General features: G+C 72.8%; 15 protein-coding genes. 11 read left to right on the forward strand and 4 right to left on the reverse strand.

Features of this window, described 5'->3' with window-relative positions:
- Window positions 1-73 precede the first annotated feature (73 nt).
- A complete protein-coding gene (locus tag ACFYWG_RS09875) occupies window positions 74-850 on the reverse strand; it encodes a TioE family transcriptional regulator (RefSeq protein ID WP_389200420.1) in 777 nt (258 codons plus the stop codon).
- 157 nt (window positions 851-1,007) lie between these two features.
- On the opposite strand from ACFYWG_RS09875, the gene ACFYWG_RS09880 reads away from it, so the two are divergent.
- From ACFYWG_RS09880 to ACFYWG_RS09900, 5 genes are all read left to right on the forward strand, one after another.
- A complete protein-coding gene (locus tag ACFYWG_RS09880; protein WP_385421256.1) occupies window positions 1,008-3,386 on the forward strand; it encodes an ATP-binding cassette domain-containing protein in 2,379 nt (792 codons plus the stop codon).
- A gap of 342 nt (window positions 3,387-3,728) precedes the next feature.
- Window positions 3,729-4,667, forward strand: coding sequence for an NAD(P)/FAD-dependent oxidoreductase (locus ACFYWG_RS09885; RefSeq protein ID WP_389200422.1), 939 nt, complete (start codon window positions 3,729-3,731; stop codon window positions 4,665-4,667).
- Between the two features lie 84 nt (window positions 4,668-4,751).
- Window positions 4,752-5,465 carry a class I SAM-dependent methyltransferase gene (locus ACFYWG_RS09890; RefSeq protein WP_383500764.1) on the forward strand — a complete coding sequence of 238 codons (714 nt, stop codon included), beginning with the start codon at window positions 4,752-4,754 and terminating at the stop codon, window positions 5,463-5,465.
- A gap of 40 nt (window positions 5,466-5,505) precedes the next feature.
- A complete protein-coding gene (locus tag ACFYWG_RS09895; protein WP_383500767.1) occupies window positions 5,506-6,888 on the forward strand; it encodes a DoxX family protein in 1,383 nt (460 codons plus the stop codon).
- A 65-nt stretch (window positions 6,889-6,953) separates the two neighbouring features.
- Window positions 6,954-8,336: an FAD-binding oxidoreductase gene (locus tag ACFYWG_RS09900; protein ID WP_389200425.1), complete on the forward strand. Its 1,383-nt coding sequence runs from the start codon at window positions 6,954-6,956 to the stop codon at window positions 8,334-8,336.
- A gap of 237 nt (window positions 8,337-8,573) precedes the next feature.
- Here the strand turns inward: ACFYWG_RS09900 and ACFYWG_RS09905 are convergent, their stop codons facing one another.
- Window positions 8,574-9,617: an alpha/beta hydrolase family protein gene (locus ACFYWG_RS09905; protein ID WP_389200427.1), complete on the reverse strand. Its 1,044-nt coding sequence runs from the start codon at window positions 9,615-9,617 to the stop codon at window positions 8,574-8,576.
- Window positions 9,618-9,866: 249 nt separating this feature from the next.
- On the opposite strand from ACFYWG_RS09905, the gene ACFYWG_RS09910 reads away from it, so the two are divergent.
- The 6 genes from ACFYWG_RS09910 to ACFYWG_RS09935 all read left to right on the forward strand — a co-directional run bounded on the left by ACFYWG_RS09910 (window position 9,867) and on the right by ACFYWG_RS09935 (window position 16,111).
- Window positions 9,867-10,433 (forward strand): GNAT family N-acetyltransferase, encoded by a 567-nt coding sequence (locus ACFYWG_RS09910; protein ID WP_389200429.1) that lies wholly within the window; start codon window positions 9,867-9,869, stop codon window positions 10,431-10,433.
- Window positions 10,434-10,567: 134 nt separating this feature from the next.
- Complete coding sequence (locus ACFYWG_RS09915; RefSeq protein ID WP_389200766.1) at window positions 10,568-11,425, forward strand: PaaX family transcriptional regulator C-terminal domain-containing protein; 858 nt, start codon at window positions 10,568-10,570, stop codon at window positions 11,423-11,425.
- Window positions 11,426-11,607: 182 nt separating this feature from the next.
- Window positions 11,608-12,810, forward strand: coding sequence for a serpin family protein (locus ACFYWG_RS09920; RefSeq protein ID WP_389200431.1), 1,203 nt, complete (start codon window positions 11,608-11,610; stop codon window positions 12,808-12,810).
- A gap of 410 nt (window positions 12,811-13,220) precedes the next feature.
- The gene (locus ACFYWG_RS09925; RefSeq protein ID WP_389200434.1) at window positions 13,221-14,423 is read left to right on the forward strand and encodes a heparin lyase I family protein; all 1,203 of its coding nucleotides are present in this window, start codon (window positions 13,221-13,223) and stop codon (window positions 14,421-14,423) included.
- Between the two features lie 132 nt (window positions 14,424-14,555).
- A complete protein-coding gene (locus ACFYWG_RS09930) occupies window positions 14,556-15,365 on the forward strand; it encodes an SAM-dependent methyltransferase (RefSeq protein WP_389200436.1) in 810 nt (269 codons plus the stop codon).
- Between the two features lie 59 nt (window positions 15,366-15,424).
- Window positions 15,425-16,111: a maleylpyruvate isomerase family mycothiol-dependent enzyme gene (locus tag ACFYWG_RS09935; RefSeq protein WP_389200438.1), complete on the forward strand. Its 687-nt coding sequence runs from the start codon at window positions 15,425-15,427 to the stop codon at window positions 16,109-16,111.
- A gap of 117 nt (window positions 16,112-16,228) precedes the next feature.
- Here the strand turns inward: ACFYWG_RS09935 and ACFYWG_RS09940 are convergent, their stop codons facing one another.
- On the reverse strand, window positions 16,229-16,876 hold the full coding sequence (locus tag ACFYWG_RS09940) for a hypothetical protein (protein ID WP_383500794.1): 648 nt from the start codon (window positions 16,874-16,876) through the stop codon (window positions 16,229-16,231).
- A 144-nt stretch (window positions 16,877-17,020) separates the two neighbouring features.
- Complete coding sequence (locus ACFYWG_RS09945) at window positions 17,021-17,911, reverse strand: C40 family peptidase (RefSeq protein WP_389200441.1); 891 nt, start codon at window positions 17,909-17,911, stop codon at window positions 17,021-17,023.
- Between the last annotated feature and the right edge of the window lie 126 nt (window positions 17,912-18,037).

Genomic DNA, 18,037 nt, shown 5'->3' on the forward strand with positions numbered 1-18,037 from the left:
ATCATTGAAAGACCTGTTGAGGCTTCCGGCGAAGCCGCCGGTGCCGCGGCCGGACCTGCTCAGCCGTGAGGTCTCAAACCGCAGGTGGGGACTCGGGCCCAGGAGCGGGTGCCGCGGCCGCCCGCGGTCCGGCCGGGGCGATGCCCAGCAGGGCCACGTATCCGCCGAGGCGGGCCGCCGCGTCGAGCATCGAGACACCGCGGACGGTGAGCCGTCGACGCCAGTCGTCGAGCGCGTCGGAGAGTGCCTCGGTGCCGCCGGCCGTGCGGATCTGCCGGACCACCGTGCGGATGTGCTCCAGCGGGTATCCGCCGCGGCGCAGGAGATGGGTCAGTTCGGCGTCGCGCACGTCCGTGGCACCGAACGAACGGTGACCCGTCACCGGCTCCCGGGCGGGGGAGAGGATGCCCACCGCCTCCCAGTTGCGCAGGGTCGCCGCCGTGACCCCCAAACGGCGCGCGAGTTCGCCGATGCTGAGCGGCTCTCCGTCGGAGGAAGCCCGAGCGGAGACGCCGGTGTCGCGGGTCAGATGTTCCACCGCCCGCCCCACCGCGTCCAGCGTGCCGCGGTCGCGCAGCAGTTGGGCGTGGCCGCGGTCCACTGCGGTCAGCGCGGCGTCGAGGTCGCCGGTGTTCAGCGACCGCATGATCTCGCCGCCCGTGGCGTAGCCGTGGGCCTGGACGAGCGCCAGGTAGGCGCGCAGGGCCGCCGCGTGGACCTCGGTGTAGGCGCGGTAACCGGACGGCGTGCGCCCGGCGAGCGGGATGAACCCGTCCCGCTCGTAGTTGCGGACCGCCTGGGTGGAAATGCCGTGCTCACGGGCCAGATCGTGGGGACGCAGGTGCTTCACGCTTTGAGACTCTAGCGGAGATTCTCAGGGCCGATTCGGCAAAAGTCTCGACCGAGTTTGCAGGTATACGCTTGAACCCATGAACCGGGACGTTCAGGAACTCGTCACCACGTCACCTGACGAAGGCGTGCCGCGTCCGACCAACGGGAGGGACACCATGACCGCCGGCACGCAGACGGACACCCAGCCCGCGAAGCTGTGCGCCGCCGACAGCCACGACATGATCCGTGTGCACGGAGCACGTGAGAACAACCTCAAGAACGTGCAGGTGGAGATCCCCAAACGGCGGCTGACCGTGTTCACCGGAGTCTCCGGCTCGGGCAAGAGCTCCCTCGTGTTCGACACCATCGCCGCGGAGTCGCAACGGCTGATCAACGAGACCTACAGTGCCTTCATCCAGGGCTTCATGCCCACGCTGGCGCGGCCGGAGGTCGACGTCCTCGACGGGCTCACCACCGCGATCCTCGTGGACCAGCAGCCGATGGGCACCAGCCTCCGCTCCACGGTGGGCACCGCCACCGACGCGGGCACACTGCTGCGCATCCTGTTCAGCCGGCTCGCCAAGCCCTACATCGGCTCGCAGAAGGCCTTCGCGTTCAACGTCGCCTCGGCCGACGCGTCGGGTGTCCTCGTGGTCAACGGCAAGAAGATCGAGAAGGGCTTCAGCGTCGTCGGCGGCATGTGCCTGAGGTGCGAAGGCATCGGCTCCGTCTCGGACATCGACCCCGCCCAGCTGTTCGACGACTCCAAGTCCCTCGCGGACGGGGCGATCGTCGTGCCCGGCTGGAAGCCCGACGGCTGGGTGGTGCAGTCGTTCACCGAGTCGGGCTTCCTCGACCCGCACAAGCCGATCCGCGACTACAGCGAGCAGGAACGGCACGACTTCCTGCACCGGGACCCGGTCAAGGTCAAGGTCAAGGGCGTCAACACCACCTACGAGGGCCTCCTCGCCCGGGTGCGCAAGTCGTTCCTGTCCAAGGACAAGGAGACACTCCAGCCGCACATCCGCGCCTTCGTGGACCGGGCGGTGACGTTCTCCGCCTGTCCCGAGTGCCACGGGACCCGGCTCAGCGAGACCGCCCGCTCCGCGAAGATCGACGGCCTCAGCATCGCCGACGCCTGCGCCCTCCAGATCAGCGACCTCGCGGCCTGGATCCGCGGCCTCACCGACCCGTCGGTGACGACACTGCTCACGGTGCTCGGCCAGACCCTCGACTCGTTCGTCCAGATCGGCCTGGGCTACCTCTCGCTCGACCGGTCCTCGAGCACGCTCTCGGGCGGTGAGGCCCAACGCGTCAAGATGGTCCGCCACTTGGGTTCCGCGCTCACCGACGTCACCTACGTCTTCGACGAACCCACCGTCGGCCTGCACCCGCACGACATCCAGCGGATGAACGAACTGCTGCTGCGGCTGCGCGACAAGGGCAACACGGTCCTGGTCGTGGAGCACAAGCCGGAGACGATCGTCATCGCCGACCACGTCGTCGACCTCGGGCCCCTCGCCGGCACCAAGGGCGGCGAGGTCGTCTTCGAGGGCACCGTCGAAGGGCTGCGCGCCAGCGGCACCGTCACCGGACGGCACCTGGACGACCGGGCCTCGCTCAAGCCGTCCGTGCGTGAGCGGTCCGGTGTGCTGGAGGTGCGCGGCGCGAACGCCCACAACCTGCGCGACGTCGACGTGGACATCCCGCTCGGCGTGCTCACCGTGGTCACCGGGGTCGCGGGCTCCGGCAAGAGCTCCCTGATCCACGGCTCGGTAGCCGGCCGGGACGGAGTCGTCACGGTGGACCAGTCGCCGATCAAGGGCTCCCGGCGCAGCAACCCGGCCACCTACACGGGCATGCTCGAACCGATCCGCAAGACGTTCGCCAAGGCCAACGGGGTCAAACCCGCTCTGTTCAGCCCCAACTCCGAGGGCGCCTGCCCCACCTGCAAGGGCGCCGGCGTCATCTACACCGACCTGGCGATCATGGCCGGTGTGGCCACGACCTGCGACGACTGCGGGGGCAAGCGGTTCCAGCCCTCGGTGCTCCAGTACCGGGTCGGCGGCCGGGACATCAGCGAGGTGTTCGCCATGCCGGTGGCCGAGGCCGCCGAGTTCTTCCGCACCGGTGAGGCGCGGACGCCGGCCGCGTGCACCGTCCTGGACCGGCTCGCCGAGGTCGGCCTGGGATATCTCAGCCTCGGCCAGCCGCTCACCACCCTCTCCGGGGGTGAGCGGCAACGGCTGAAGCTGGCCGGCCACATGGGCGGAGCGGGCAGTGTCTACATCCTCGACGAGCCGACCAGCGGCCTGCACCTGGCCGACGTGGAGCAACTGCTCGCCCTGCTCGACCGGTTGGTGGACGCCGGCAGGACGGTGATCGTCGTGGAACACCACCAGGCGGTCATGGCGCACGCCGACTGGATCATCGACCTGGGCCCCGGCGCGGGGCACGACGGCGGCCGGGTCGTCTTCGAAGGCGTCCCCGCCGATCTCGTCGCCGCCCGTTCCACCCTCACAGGCGAGCACCTCGCGCAGTACGTCGGCGCCTGACGCCGGGAAGTCCGCGCCCCCGCCCGGCGACTCCGGGCGGGGGCACGACCGCGTCCCGGACTGCGTCGGTCCCGAGGAGCGGGCCCCGCCGGTGCGGGAGGGAGCCCGGCACCGGAGCGCCCACGCGGTCCACCGGGCAACCCACCGTTCCCACCGCGCCGCCGCGCCCGTGTCTGGCGCACCTCTTTCTCCGCCCCCTTCCACCACCGCGGTGGCGACCAGAATGCGGGCCGACGGCTTCCGCCCGCCGACCGCCCGCGCCGGTGTGCCCGTCGAGCACCCGCCCGACCGCTCGCCTCCTGCGCGGACCCGCTCATGCCGCCCGACGGAAGGGATCGACCGATGTCCTCACACGCCGACCACCCCACCGTGATCGTGGGAGCCGGCCCCGCCGGGCTCACCGCGGCACTGTGTCTGGCCCGGTACCGGCACCCGGTGATCGTCGTGGACAGCCCCGGCGCACCGCGCAACAGCGCGTCGGCGGGGGTCCACGGACACATCGGCATGGACGGCGTCACTCCCGCCGAGTTCCGGGCCCGGGCCTGGCGGGAACTCTCCCGGTACACGACCGTCGAGCGGCTGGAGGACGAGGCCGAGGGCGTGTCCAGCGCTCCGGACGGGGGCTTCCGGGTCGCCCTCGGCAGCGGTGGGACCGTCCAGGCCGGGACCGTCCTGCTCGCCACCGGTGTCGTCGACGTCCACCCGGCCGACGTGGCCGGCTTCGCCGAGTGCTGGGGCCGCAGCGTCATCCACTGCCCGTTCTGCCTCGGTGAGGAGAACGCGGGCGGAAGCTGGGCGACCGTCGCGGACAACGCGGAACTCGCGGGAATGTCGGCCGTCGCCTTCCGCGCCTGGAGCGAGGACACGATCGCGATCTGCCCCGAGACGATGCCCGGCCTGGAGACCGCTCGCGCGACGGCCCGCAGCGGGGGAGGGGACGTCGTCACGGGCACGGTCCGCCGCCTCCGCCACCGGGAAGGGGCCCTGTACGGCATCGAGTTGGCCGACGGCAGGGTCCTGGAGCGGCAGACCCTCGTGTGGACGCCCCGCCAACGCCAGCAACCCGTCGTCCAGCGGGTGGCCGACGAGCTGAAGCTGACCGTCGACGAGGCCGGCTTCGTCGCCGTCGACGCCTCCCAGTCCACCGGCGTGCCGGGTCTGTACGCCGCCGGGGACCTGACCAGTCGCTGGAAGCAGTCGGTCACCGCGTCGACCGCGGCGGGCGCCGCCGCCGCCGACGCCATCCACATGGCGGCCCTGCTCGCTGCCGTCCACCACTGAGGACCGGCCGCCGCCGGGCGCACCGGTGACAGAAGTCCGCAAGAGAACCGGGGAGGCGCCGGGGCCGCCGCAATCATGGCAGCCATGACTGAACCTGCCGGCGCACCCGACGCCGCCGCGGTGATGACCGAGGTGTTCGACGCCGTCTACCGCGGGGAGAGCCCCTTCGGCAAGCGCCCGCCCTGGGACATCGGGGCGCCCCAACCCGCGTACGTCGCCCTGGAGTCGGCGGGCCTCATCCGCGGCGCGGTGCTCGACGCGGGCTGCGGCACCGGTGAGGACGCCCTCCACCTGGCGGGCAAGGGCTACGAGGTGACGGGGCTGGACCTGTCCCCGACGGCGATCTCCCTCGCCCGGGACAAGGCCGGATCGCGCGGGCTGGGCGCCGTCTTCGAGGTCGCCGACGCCCTCGACCTGACGGACTACGCAGGGCGTTTCGACACCGTGATCGACTCCGGCCTCGCCCACACCTTCGAGGGCGACAGGCTGCGCGCCTACGCGGCGGCCCTGCACCGCGCCTGCCGCCCCGGGGCGGTGGCACACATCCTCTCGATCAGCGACCGGGGGTCCGCGGAGATGCAGGCGCGGCTGGCCGACGCCATCGAGGAGATCCCCGCCCCGCTCCCGGACGAGGACGAGCCGCCCGCCCTCAAGCGTTCGGCCGAGCACCTGCGCGACGGTTTCGCCGAGGGCTGGACGGTCGAGTCGATCGACGAGTCCCTCATGCGCGGCGTCATCCCGACCACGTCCGAACTCCTCGACGTGCACGCCTGGCTCGGACGATTCCGCCGCGACTGACCGCGACCACCGACCACGGTCCCCGAGAAGGTGAGGAACGATGAAGGTGCGAGTAGGCAAGTGGCTGCGGACCGCCGCGTCAGCCCCGGCCGGCCGGGCCGCAAGGCGGGCGATCGCGTCGCAGGCCACCGGTCCTGCCACGCCGAACCGGCTCGCGGCCGCCCGCACCGCCTACCGGTTCGGCTGCGTCTACACGGGCTTGTACTGCCTGACCTCCCCGCAGGTCTACCTGGCGCTGCGCGGGGGCGGCATGGGGCGTCTGCAGGAAGCGGCCGACGCCTGGGCGAAGCTCTGGGCCATCCGCCCGGTGCGCAACTGGATGTCCGTCCGGGTCCTCGGCAAGGAACCGGGTGACCGTTTCGAGGGCGGCGACGACGCGCACGCCTGGGCGGGGCAGCTCTGCTGGCTCGCGGGCGCCGCCGCGGCCACACCGCTGTGGTCCGTGCTGGACCGGCGCCGGACGGGCGGTGCGACGCCGGACAAGTGGCTCCGCCTGGCCGCCCGCTTCTGCCTCGCGGGCCAGATGTTCTCCTACGGCGCGGCCAAGGCCGTCCCGCTGCAGTTCCAGCTGCCGCCGTCCAAGCTCGTCGAGCCGCTCGGCGCGCTCAGCCCGATGAGTCTGCTGTGGGCGCAGACGGGATCCTCGACGCCCTACCAGATGGTCCTCGGCTGTGCCGAGATCGCGAGCGGACTGCTGCTCGTCGTGCCGCGCACGGCGTCGCTGGGCGCGCTGCTGTCCGCCGCGGAGATGGCGCAGGTGCTCCTGCTCAACATGACCTTCGACGTCCCCGTCAAGGTGCACTCCTTCCAGTTGCTCCTGCTCAGCCTGCTTCTGCTGGCCCCGCACGCGCCCCGCCTGGCCGAGGCAGCGCTCACGGAGCGCCCGCTGCCCGCGGCCGCCCTCACGGACCTCTTCCGTTCCCGCCGGGCCAACCGGATCGCCACCGCCCTCCAGGCCGGGGCCGGGCTGTGGCTCCTCGGCGCGCAGCTGCGCAACGACTGGACGTTCTGGAAGAACCACGCGGGCGGACGCGAGAAGCCCGAACTGTACGGAGTCTGGGACGTCACCGACTTCCGGGTCGACGGCGAACAGCGCCCGCCTGTGACGACCGACGGCCGACGCTGGCGCCGCCTCGTCGTGGACTCCGCCGACGCCGCGGCCGTCCAGCACATGGACGACTCGCTCGACCCCTGCATGGCGGCGTTCGACATGAACGCCCGCTCCCTCTCCCTGGTCAAGATGGCCGATCCCGCCTGGCAGGTGACGTTCGCCTTCGAGCGGCCCGCCGACGATCGGCTGATCCTGGAGGGCAAGGCCGACGGCTCCCACCTGCGCCTGCACCTGCGCCGCCGCCCCCCGGAGACCTTCCCTCTCGTCAGCCGCGGCTTCCACTGGATGCAGGACAACTCGTCCCTGCGCTGACGGACTTGAGGGCGCGGCTGCCCTCGCGTCGCGGTGACCGGACGCCCGAGGAAGGAGAACAACGGATGAAGGGCGACGCCGGCACGCTGGCCGCCGAGGTGGAAGGCCCCGTACTCCTGCCCGGCAGCAGCCGGTACGACGACGAACGGGCCGGATTCCAGGCCGGTTTCCGCCACCGCCCCGCTCTCGTCGTCGGCGCCACCCGCCCCGAGGACGTGCGTGCCGCGGTCCGGTTCGCCGCCGAGCGGAGGCTGCCCGTCGCCGTGCAGTCCACCGGACACGGCATCGTCACCGCCCTGAACGGCGAAGGCGTGCTCATCACCACGCGCAGGATGAAGACCCTCACGGTGGACCCGGACGCAGGGACGGTCACAGCGCAGGCGGGGGTGCTGTGGGGAGAGGTCGTCGAGCGGTCCGCCCCGCACGGTCTGGCCCCGGTCAACGGCTCGGCCCTCGGCATCGGTGTCGTCGGCTACCTCCTCGGCGGCGGCACCGGACTGCTCGGCCGCCGCACCGGTTACGCCAGCGACCACGTCCGCGCCCTCGACGTCGTCACCGCGGACGGCGTCCTGCGCCATGTCACGGCCGAGTCCGAGCCCGACCTGTTCTGGGCCCTGCGCGGCGGCGGCGGGAACTTCGGCGCTGTCACCGCCGTCGAAACGGCCCTCATGCCGCTCACGCGGCTCTACGGCGGCAGCCTCCACCTCGCCGCGGACCGCCCCCTCGACCTGCTGCTCGCCTACCGGGCGTGGACGTCGACCCTGCCCGACGAACTCACCTCCTCCCTGTGCCTCATGGCCTGCCCGCCGTGGCCGAACGTCCCCGAGCCGCTGCACGGACGCTACGCGGCACACATCCGGATCGCGTTCACAGGTTCCGCCGAGGAGGGCGAACGGCTCGTTGCGCCCCTGCGGGCACTCGGCCCGCGGCTGCTCGACACCGTCCGGGAGATGCCCTACACGCGGGTGGGCGACATCTACCGGGATCCGCACGCCCCGCACGCCTACTTCGGCGGCAACGTCCTGCTGCGCGCACTCGACCCCACGGCCCTGGGCACGGTCGTGGACGTGGCCGGACCCGGCGCGGCCGTACCGTGCAGCATCGAGATCCGCCACCTCGGCGGGGCCTTCGCTCGCCCGTCCCCCGACCGGGGCGCGGTCGGGACCAGGGACGCCGCGTACATGCTGCGCGTGATGACCGGCGGCGCGGCCGCGCCGCCCGCGGCCGCCCGGCCGGTCCACCGGCAGGTCTACGACGCACTGGAACCCTGGACCGTCGGCCGCAGCCTCAACTCCGTCTACCACGACGGCGGCCCCCTGTCACCGGAGCACGTGCGGGAGCTCTTCGCGGCCGGCGACTACGAGCGACTGCGCCGCGTCAAGACGCTGTACGACCCGCACAACCTGTTCCGGTCCACGCACAACATCCTTCCGCAACCGAGCGATTGACCGATCGACGGCTCCCTGCCGCCGGCCTGCCCGCCCCCCTCGCGTCCCGGCGGCGCCTCGCGGCGGTCACCGGCCACCTGGGAGTCGTCCTGCACGTCCGCCCGTGCCTGGTCCTGCCGGATCTGTGTCATGGTCGTGCGGCGGACACAGCTGTCCGGTCACCGACACCCTGCTCGGTCGAGTGAGAACCGCCCGGGACCGAACCGGCCGCGGCGCGCGCACCGGCCCCTGCGGGGTTCACTCCCCTCCCTCCCGCGCGCCGGCTTCCCGCAGGAAGCGGGCCTGCCGGTCGAGGAATCCCGCCGCGTAGAGCTTGCGCGGCGCGAAGACGGCGGTCGCGGTCAGCCGCCACGACGAGCGCTCGATGTCGTGATCCACCAGCGCGTGCGTGGCGTCGGGGAAGTGCGCGACGCTCAGTGCGGAGGCGGGCAGCTCCCTGCGGTACACCGCCCGCGTCTCCGCGACGTCCACGTTCACGTCGTGGCCGGCCAGCACGAGAAGGACGGGCGTCCCCCGCATGGCGCGCAGATCGGCGACCGCGTCGGAGGTGTGGTTCTCCGCGATGAACCGCCACCGGCCGGGAGTGATGTCGCCCGCGTCCCCCACGGTCGCGCGGTACTCCGCGTAGGACGCGCCCCGCCTCAGCAGCCGCAGCGTCGTCTCGCGGCGGCGCAGCTCCGTCTCGACACGCCGTCGGCCGGCGCCTTCGCGGCGGAGTTCGGCGAGCAGGTTGTACCGGCCCTGCCGCAGCCAGTTGACGGCCGGGGAGACGGCGATGACGAACCGTATGCGCCGGTCCCGCGCGGCGACCTTCGGCAGGACCCATCCCGCCTGGCTCGCCCCCCACAGCCCGATGCGACGGCCGTCGATCCCGGGACGCTCGCGCGCCCAGGCGACCGCGGCGAGCGTCTCCTCGGCGCGCTCGTCCATGCTCTGGTCGAGCCAGTCGCCCTCCGAGCCGCCCACGCCGGGCTTGCTGAACGACAGCGAGGCGTAACCCGCCCGCGCGAACGCCTCCCACACCGGCCGGTAGAAGGTGTCGTGGGTCGCGTCCACGGGCCCGTCCCCGTGCACGAAGACCACGAGCCCGAACGGCCCCTCACCCGAGGGCGGGCGGGCCAGTACGCCCTCCAGCCGGTGACCTTCGTGGCGCAGCACCACGCGCTCCTCCCGGAGTGCGTACGTGTTCTGCCACACCACGACCCCACCGAGACCCCCCGCCACCAGCACGGCGCCCACCAGAACCCACAGCAGCCACCGCCGACCACGCCTGGCGCGCACTGCTCCCCGTCGTACCGGCATCGGACCTCCGCAATCCGTCGTCCAGCAAAATCTATCGTTCGAAAAACGCTCGTGCCAGGAATGAACGTACTAGAATCAATCGTGGACGGTGACCGGGAAGGCAGGAGGAGCAGGAGCATGGAGCCCACGAGCCCGCAGCGCCCGACGGCGGAGGGCCCACCGGACGGCGGCCGGGGGGCCGAGGCCGTCGCGTGCCGGCGAGGTGTGCCGGAAGGAGCCGAGAGGGAAGTGGCCGCCCTCTACTGGGAAGCGTTCGGCCGCAAACTCGGCCCCGCCCTCGACCCCCCGGAAACCGGGCGGGAGTTCATCGCCGCCCACCTCAACCACGACCGGGGTGTGACCGCCCTCGTCGACGGAAAGGTGGTCGGCGTGGCCGGCTACCGGCTCGGCGGGCGCGCGCTCACCGGCGGCGACGTGCCGGACGTCCTGTCCACCTACGGCGTCCTCCGCGGCCTGCCCCGGCTCGCGGTCCTCGCCCTGTTCGAACGCACTCCCGCGAAGGCGGAACTCGTCATGGACGGCATCGCGGTGGACGCGCGGCACCGGGGCGGTGGGATCGGCAGCCTGCTGCTCGAGCAGGTCGCCGCCGTCGCGGCCGAGAACGGCTGTCGTCGCGTCCGCCTCGACGTCATCGACACCAACCCGCGCGCCCGCGCCCTGTACGAACGGCACGGCTTCGTCGCCGGGCACACCGAGCGGACGCCCTACCTGCGCCGCCTGCTGGGCTTCGGCGCCGTGACGACGATGTACCGCCCCGTCACCGAGGCGGACCGGACCGACGGGGGCGCGCGGTGACGGACGCCGGCACCCCCGACGCCGACGACCTCGGTGACACCCGCACCCCCGACGCCGACGGCCTCGGTGACACCGGCACCCCGGTCACCGGCGGGCGCGCCGCACGTCCGCCCCGGCCGGAGGTCCCCACCCGGCTGCTCGTGCACGCCCTCGTGCGGGAGGACGGCACCGTGGACGCCGCCGAGCTGTACGGCGTCGCGGGCCTGCTGGGCATGACCGACCAGCAGGTGCGCCTGTGCGTCAAACGCCTCGTCGCCGACGGCCGGTTCACCCAGGACGGCCGGGGACGCAAGGCCGTCCTGCGGGCCGTCGCCGACCCGACCGGAGCCCTGGCACCGGACGCGGAGTACGTACGCCACGCCTACCGGCAGGACGCCGGTCTCGCCCCCTGGGACGGCGTCTGGCACCTGTTCGCCTTCGCCGTCCCCGAATCCCGTCGGAGCGTCCGCGACGCCCTGCGCGACACCCTCCTGCACCTCGGCGCGGCGCCTCTCCAGGGCGGCCTCTACGTCACCGCCAACCCGGTCACCGGCATCGTCGAGGCCCACGCCCGCCACCTGGGCGTCCTGGACTCCATGACCTTCCTCACCAGCACCGACCTCCGCATCGGCTCCGTCACCGACCCGGCGGCCCTGGCCGCCGCGCTGTGGCCCCTGCCGGACATCGCCACCCGCTACGAACGGCTCACCACCTTCGCGCGGCACTGCCTGGCCGAGCTGGACGCACCGCGAGACGCCGAGAGCACCGTGGATGCGGCGGCCGGGCGGCTGGCGACGGCCGTCGAACTGGCAGCCGAGTTCACCAGGGCCATGAACCCCGACCCGCTGCTCCCCCCGGAACTGCTGCCCCGGCCCTGGCCCGGCGCCCACGCACGCCGCCTCACCGCCGACTGCTGGCAACGCCTGCGCGGAACCGGCACCGACGGGCCCGCGCAGCTGCGCCTGTTCCGCCTTTACGGCGACACGCTCGGCGCACCGCCCGAGGCCCCCTGAGGGCGCGGGGGCGGCGGACGGCCGGGACGCCCCACGACCCCGCCGGGGCGCGGACGCGAGGGCCTGCCCGCGGACGTGACGGCCACGCTGCGATCACGCTGTATGTTGCGCGGAGCGTTCGAGGAGTGAGGCGCCGAGCTGCGGTGCGGCGGTGCGGCGGCGGCGCCGACGACGGGGGTGGCATGAGAGTCGCGACGACGACGGTCCGCGCGGTGAACGGGTTGACCGCGCGGTGGGCGGGTGCCTCGGAGGGCGGCACGGTGTTCTCGGCGGCGGCGGTGTGGCCGTTGCTGGCACACCTGGCCGACGGAGCCGGGGGCCCGGCGCGCGCCGAGCTGACCGAGGCGCTGGGACTCGACGCCGGACAAGCGCCGGCCGCCGCCCGTGAGGTGCTCACCGCCATGAACGCCATGCGAGGACTGGACACAGCCCTCGGGCTGTGGACGCAGCGCACGCTGGAGCTGAAGGAGCAGTGGCGGCAGAGCCTGCCGGCCGACGCCCACGGGGTGCTCACCGGGGACGTTGCCACCGACCGGCGCGCGCTGGACGCCTGGGCGGCGAAGCGGACCGACGGGCTGATCGACCGCATGCCAATGGGGCTGACCCGCGACACGCACCTGGTGCTGGCGAGCGCGCTGACCCTGCGCACGCGGTGGCTGAGCCCGTTCGACGAAACGGAACTGGAGACGGCGTACGAGCCGTGGGCCACCACGCCGCGGCTGGGGCTGCAGCGCTCCAGTGCGGTGCTGGACCGGGTAGCGGTGGCGGACACACCCGGCGGACACGTCACCGAGCTGAAGGTGCTCGGCAACAACGCCCTGGACGTGCACCTGCTGCTCGGCGACGAGGGCATGGAGCCGGGGCAGGTGCTGCAGGCCGGGGTCGACATCCTCGCCGGCCGGCACGCGGTCGTGCCGGGCCCTCGGCTGCCCTACGGGCACGCCGGTCCCGGCCTGCGGGTGGAGAAGGTGCGCAACACGCGGCCCGAACCGCCGTCGCTGGACGTGACGACCGCGGCGTACGACATGTCCGCGTGCCACGATCTCCTGCTGATGCACCGGCTGTTCGGGCTCACGACGGCACGGGACACCTCGCGCGGGCACTTCCCCGGCATCAGCGACTTCCCGCTCGCCGTCGGGTCGGCCCAGCAGCACACGACGGCCACGTTCAACGCACTGGGTTTCGAGGCGGCCTCGGTGACGGCGTTCGGTGCCGTCGGCGGAGCTCTGCCCGACCTCCGCTACGTCACCACCCGGATCAGCGCCACCTATGACCGGCCCTTCGGCTTCCTCGCCCTGCACCGCCACACACGGCTCGTGCTGACCGCGGGCTGGGTCACGGACCCCTTGCCGTCCCCGCACGACGACGGGCACGACGAGCCGTGAGCCGGATCCCGCCACCCGTCGCAGTGGCCGCCTACGACGCCCTGACGGATGTCGGAGTGCCGGAAGACTTCTGCACCACACGCGTCAGCTTCTGACCTCTCGCTGTGGTCACCCGGCCATGGTCGCGCAGTCGAGAACGCGCCGTGGCCGGGCGGCTCCCCACGAGGGCTGCGCGAAGCGCTCGCGTGAGGTGATGCGTCCTTCGTCCACACGCCGTCGCGCAACGCCTACGCCCGTCGTCGGTGGAGGTCTACGCCATCGGTCGGTGGTGCGGGCCGGGGTCCGGATGCTCCCGCGCGCCCTGCTGCCGGGCCTTGCCCGCCCGTCCTCCCGGCGGGAGAGTCGGGCCCGCCATCGGGCGCCGCGCCTCCGCGGCAGCCCGTCCCGCGTCCCCCGGGAGGACTTGCACCATGAAACGATCGCGCCCCAGAGCCTGGCTCGTGGCCGTCGTCCTGCCCGTGCTGACCGCAGCACTGGCGTTGTCGCCCGCGCAACCGGCGGCCGCCGACCCCGCCGGAGTCCTGCGCACCCTCGACTGGGAACAGGCCGCCGACCGCACGCTCCCGGCCGCCGCGCCACCCAACTTACTGAAGCAGTGGGGAACCTCGTACGGCGCCACCAACGTCACCGGCCCCACACGCGACGGCTCGCACGCCGCCCGCTTCGAGCTGCGCAAGAGCGATCCCATCGTCTCCAGCAGCAAACGGGCGGAGATATCGCAGCGCGACGAGCAGCCGGCGAACGCCGAGCGCTGGTACGGCTTCAGCATCAATCTGGCGTCCAGCTGGGCCTACGACACCTCCGCCGAGATCGTGAGCCAGTGGCACCAGTGCGACGTCGGCTGCCCGGGCGGCTCCCCGCCCCTGGCGCTCCTCACCGACGAAGGACGCTGGAAGATCGACTTCCGGGGCCAGTTCCTCGATCTGGGCGCGTACACCACCGGTACCTGGGTCGACTGGGTCTTCCACGTCACCTGGCGCACGGACAGCAGCGGCGTGCTGCAGGTCTGGAAGAACGGCGAACGCGTCGTGAACCGCACCGGCGCCACCCACGACGGCGGCCCGCGCTCACCGTACTTCAAGTTCGGCATCTACAAGTGGGACTGGAACACCGGCGCCCCGTCCAGCACCACCCAGCGCGTGATGTACTACGACGCCCTCCGTCTCGGCGACGAACGCGCCGTCCACAAGGACGTCACACCGCAGCGGACCTGCACCCGGGCCGCACCCGTGACCTCGGCGACCGCCACCACCCACGAACCGGCGAACCCACCCGCCAACGCAGTCGACGGCGATCTGACGACCCGCTGGTCCGGCCAGGGCTTCGGCGCCGCGCTGATCCTGGACACCGGCACGCTGCGCCACGTGTGCGGCGCGACGGTGGCCTGGCACCGCGGCGATCTGCGGTGGAACGACTACACCCTGCACGCCTCCGCGGACGGCGTCGCCTACACCAAGGTCTGGGAGGGCCGCAGTTCGGGGACGACCACCGCGCCCGAGACGGTTCTCTTCACCACCGGGCCCGTGGACGTCCGCTATCTGAAGATCTCCTTCTGGGCGAACCCCGAGAACGACTGGGCGAGCATCACCGAGGCCGGCCCGCTGAGCTTCTGACCGGCCCACGGCGTCCGCGCCGCGCCGCCGGCAGGCAGTGCGTGGAGTCCTGAGAAGAGGGCGACCGTCGGCGGCCGGCCGGCGTCCCGGAACGGCGGGTGCGTGGGCGTCGCCGGCGGAAGAATGGCCGCCATGACGTTCGAAGGCTCCTTCATCGACCCGACCAAGCCGAGTATCGCCCGCGTCTACGACTACCTGCTCGGCGGCAAGGACAACTACGCCGTGGACCGGGAGATCGGCGACGTGTTCAAGCGTGACCTGCCGGGCTCGGTGGCCATCGCCTTCGCCAACCGCGCTGCCCTGGTCCGGGCGGTCGGCGAGATCGCGAAGACCACCGGCGTCCGGCAGTTCATCGACCTGGGCAGTGGCCTGCCGACCGCCGACAACGTCCACCAGGTCGCCCAGCGCCACGCTCCCGAGTCGCGGGTCGTCTACGTCGACAACGACGGCCAAGTGCTGGTTCACGGCCGTGCGTTGCTGGAGGACAACGACCGGACCCGGGTCGTGGCGCTCGACGTGCGCGACCCCGGAGGAGTCCGCTCCCACCCGGCCACGCGGGAGATCATCGACTTCACCCGCCCCGTAGCCGTCATCTTCAGCGCCATCCTGCACCACGTCAACGACGACGAGGACCCGGCCGGCATCGTCCGCTACTGGCGGGACCACGTCCCGAGCGGGAGCTACTTCTTCCTCAGCCACTTCCGCTCCGGCGACAACCAGGAGACCACCCAGGCCGAGAAGGTCCTCCAGCAGACCTTCGGCCGGGGCCGGTGGCGCACGGACGCCGAGATCGCCGCCCTGCTGGACGGCCTGGAGATCCTCGACCCCGGGATCGTCCCCGCGTCGCTGTGGCGTCCCGACGAGACCGACGGCCCGTGGGGGAGACGAGAGCTCACGGTATGGGAACACCTCATCGCCGCGGGCATGGCCCGGAAGCGCTGAGGATCACCTGGAAGCGAAACACCGGGCGGTCGCGACGCGGGCCGCTGTAGCGTGGCGCCGTGGACTATCTGGTCGAACTGCGGCGTGAGTTGGATGCGTTCGGTGCCCTGCTGGACGGCGATCTGTCGGTTCCGGTCGAGCACTGCGGCGCGTGGACGTTGCGCGATCTGGCCGTCCACATGGGAGCGGGGAACCTCTGGGTCGTCGCGGCCGTGCGGGAGGGGCACGGCGACGGCTACGCGGAGGACGCCGCACCCCGTGACCGGGCGGGTCTCAGGACCTGGTACGCCGAGTCGGCCGACGCGCTCGTGGCGGCCTTGTCGGTCGACCCCTCGACTGCGGCCTGGACGTTCTTCCCGCCCCGCACGGTCGGATTCTGGCGTCGCCGCCGCACCCAGGAGACGCTGATGCACCGGTGGGACGCCCAGCACGCACTCGGCTCGACGACTTCGCTGCCTCCCGCCCTTGCCTCCGACGGTGTCGCCGAGGTCTTCGACACCATGGCGCTCCGCATGATCTCCAGGGGAGCCGCCACGGCTCCGGAGCAGTCCGTGCGCATCACCGCCACCGATTCCGGCCGCTGCTGGACCTACGGAAAGGGCGAGCCGGTCGCGGAGGTCTCGGGCACCGCCGAGGACCTGCTGCTGATGCTGTGGGGGCGCAAGCCGCGCGATGCCGAGTCGGTGAGCTGGGCCGGGGACCGTGAGGCGGGATCGGCCGTGCTCGCCGGCCCGCTGGTTCCCTGACAGCACGTCAGATCCCGTCCTGCACAGGCAGGGTGCGGCCCCGCCGCGTTCCCAGGCGCCGGTGCGCGAGCCGATCAGGTCCGGCACCCCACCCCGGCCAGGAGGCTTCACGAGACGCTAGGGCCGCCGGTTCCGGGGCATCAAACCTGCGCGGCGCGCCAGTTCGTCCTCGGCCTGCGTGCCGCGGCGCTTGCCCGGCGTGGCGCGGACGACGTAGCGGAAGGGCAGCCCGCCCGGTTCGGCGACCATGCCGCCGAACCGGGTGTCGCCAGCGAACCACACCCGGTCCGCCGGGCGGGTCCCTTGCGGACGGGGGCCGTCCCAGCCGTCCGCGGGGACGGGGAACGAGCAGTGGCTCTGGCCGTCCGGCTGGAGCAGCACCACCCGCCCGTCCGTCCCCCAGCGCCGGCCCCGGACCCGCTGCCCCTCGGCGTCGACCACCCGGACGTCCTGGGTGCGCACGGGCCAGACCTGCCAGCCGTACGTGGACACCACCAGCCGTTCCCGGCGTCGGGCCCGGCGCCACAGCAGCGTCAGCCCGGCCGTGACCGCGATGACGGGGGCCAGACAGGCGGCGGTGACCACGCCCGCGGCGGAGTTCGGGCCCGCCAGGAACAGGACGGCCACCAGCAGCAGCGCTTCGGCGGTCAGCGCCCCGACGCCCCACCGCAGTCCTCGTTCACGCCGCCGCAGGACGTCGTCCACACCCGGGGTGTCGACCGCCACTCCGGGCAGCACCTCGTAACCGTACTCCGCAGCGATCATGGCGTGTCCCCTCCCGAGCGGCCCTGGTGCGGCGGCTCGTCGGCCGCCGCCCCGACCTCGGACGACGGCTCGCGGTCCCCGGCCGCGGCCAGAGCCTACTGGGCCCGGCCGGGCCGGGCCCCGGCGCACGGCGTCACGCCTTCGTCACACCATCGGCACGGGATTCGTCGTCCCGCAGTCCCGGACACCGTCCAGCCACGCCGGCCCCTTGATGTAGATGTTGCTCACCCAGGCCCGGTAGTCCGGCAGATACGACCACGCGTCGTTGTCGTAACCCTCCGCGCTGACCATCTCCGCGTGGATCTGGCACTGCACCCGGATGGTGGTGGAGTACGGGAAGGCGTAGACGCGCGCCGCGCCGAGCGAGGGCTTCTCCTTGGTCCACACGTCGGTGCCCCAGGTCTGGTGGATGTGACCGGTGACCTGGCCGGTGTTGACGCGGACGGCCCCGAAGTAGCCGTTCATCCGGACGTCGCTGACCATGAGCCGGGTGCCCGACTCCTTCGCCTCGACCATCTTGCCCGCGCCCAGGTAGATGGCGATGTGGTGCAGGTCCTTCGACGTGCCCCAGGCGAGCAGGTCACCGGGCAGCAGCGGGGCGAGGCCCTGCGCGGCGGTGAAGCGGGCCGCCGCGCGGTGCGTGTAGTACTGCTGGCTGGCGATGCCGTCGAGGATGTCGGAACCCGTCGCCTCGGCGTAGGCGTGCCGTACGAGACCGGAGCAGTCGAAACCGAGCCGCTCGGGGTCGTGCGCGCTGTCCGGGTCGGTGGGATCGACCTGCCCATAGGTGGCGCCCGGCTGGGAGCCGTGGCCGCCGCCCCACGTGTACCAGGTGCCGGCCGCCACCTCGGCGCAGGCGGCGGCGATCGCCCGCTCGGCCGCGGGCGAGGCCCCGGGCGCTTGGGCGCCGCACGAAGCGGCGGCCGCCCGCGGGGCGGCCGCCGGGCCGGGCGCGGCGGCGGCAGCCACCGGGGCCCAGAACATCAGGGCCATGAGAGCGATCAGTGTGCGGATGAGACCGGTCCGGCGGACCATGCCAGGACCCCCGTTTCCTGTAGGCGGTGAAGAAGTGGTCGCCAGCAGCCTGCTGGCCGCGCCGCCGGTCCGTCGACGTCCCGCCCGTCGACTCCTGCCGACGGGCAACGGGAAACACCTGGGAAA

The organism is Streptomyces sp. NPDC003456 (genome assembly GCF_042878735.1).
GTDB lineage: Bacteria > Actinomycetota > Actinomycetes > Streptomycetales > Streptomycetaceae > Streptomyces.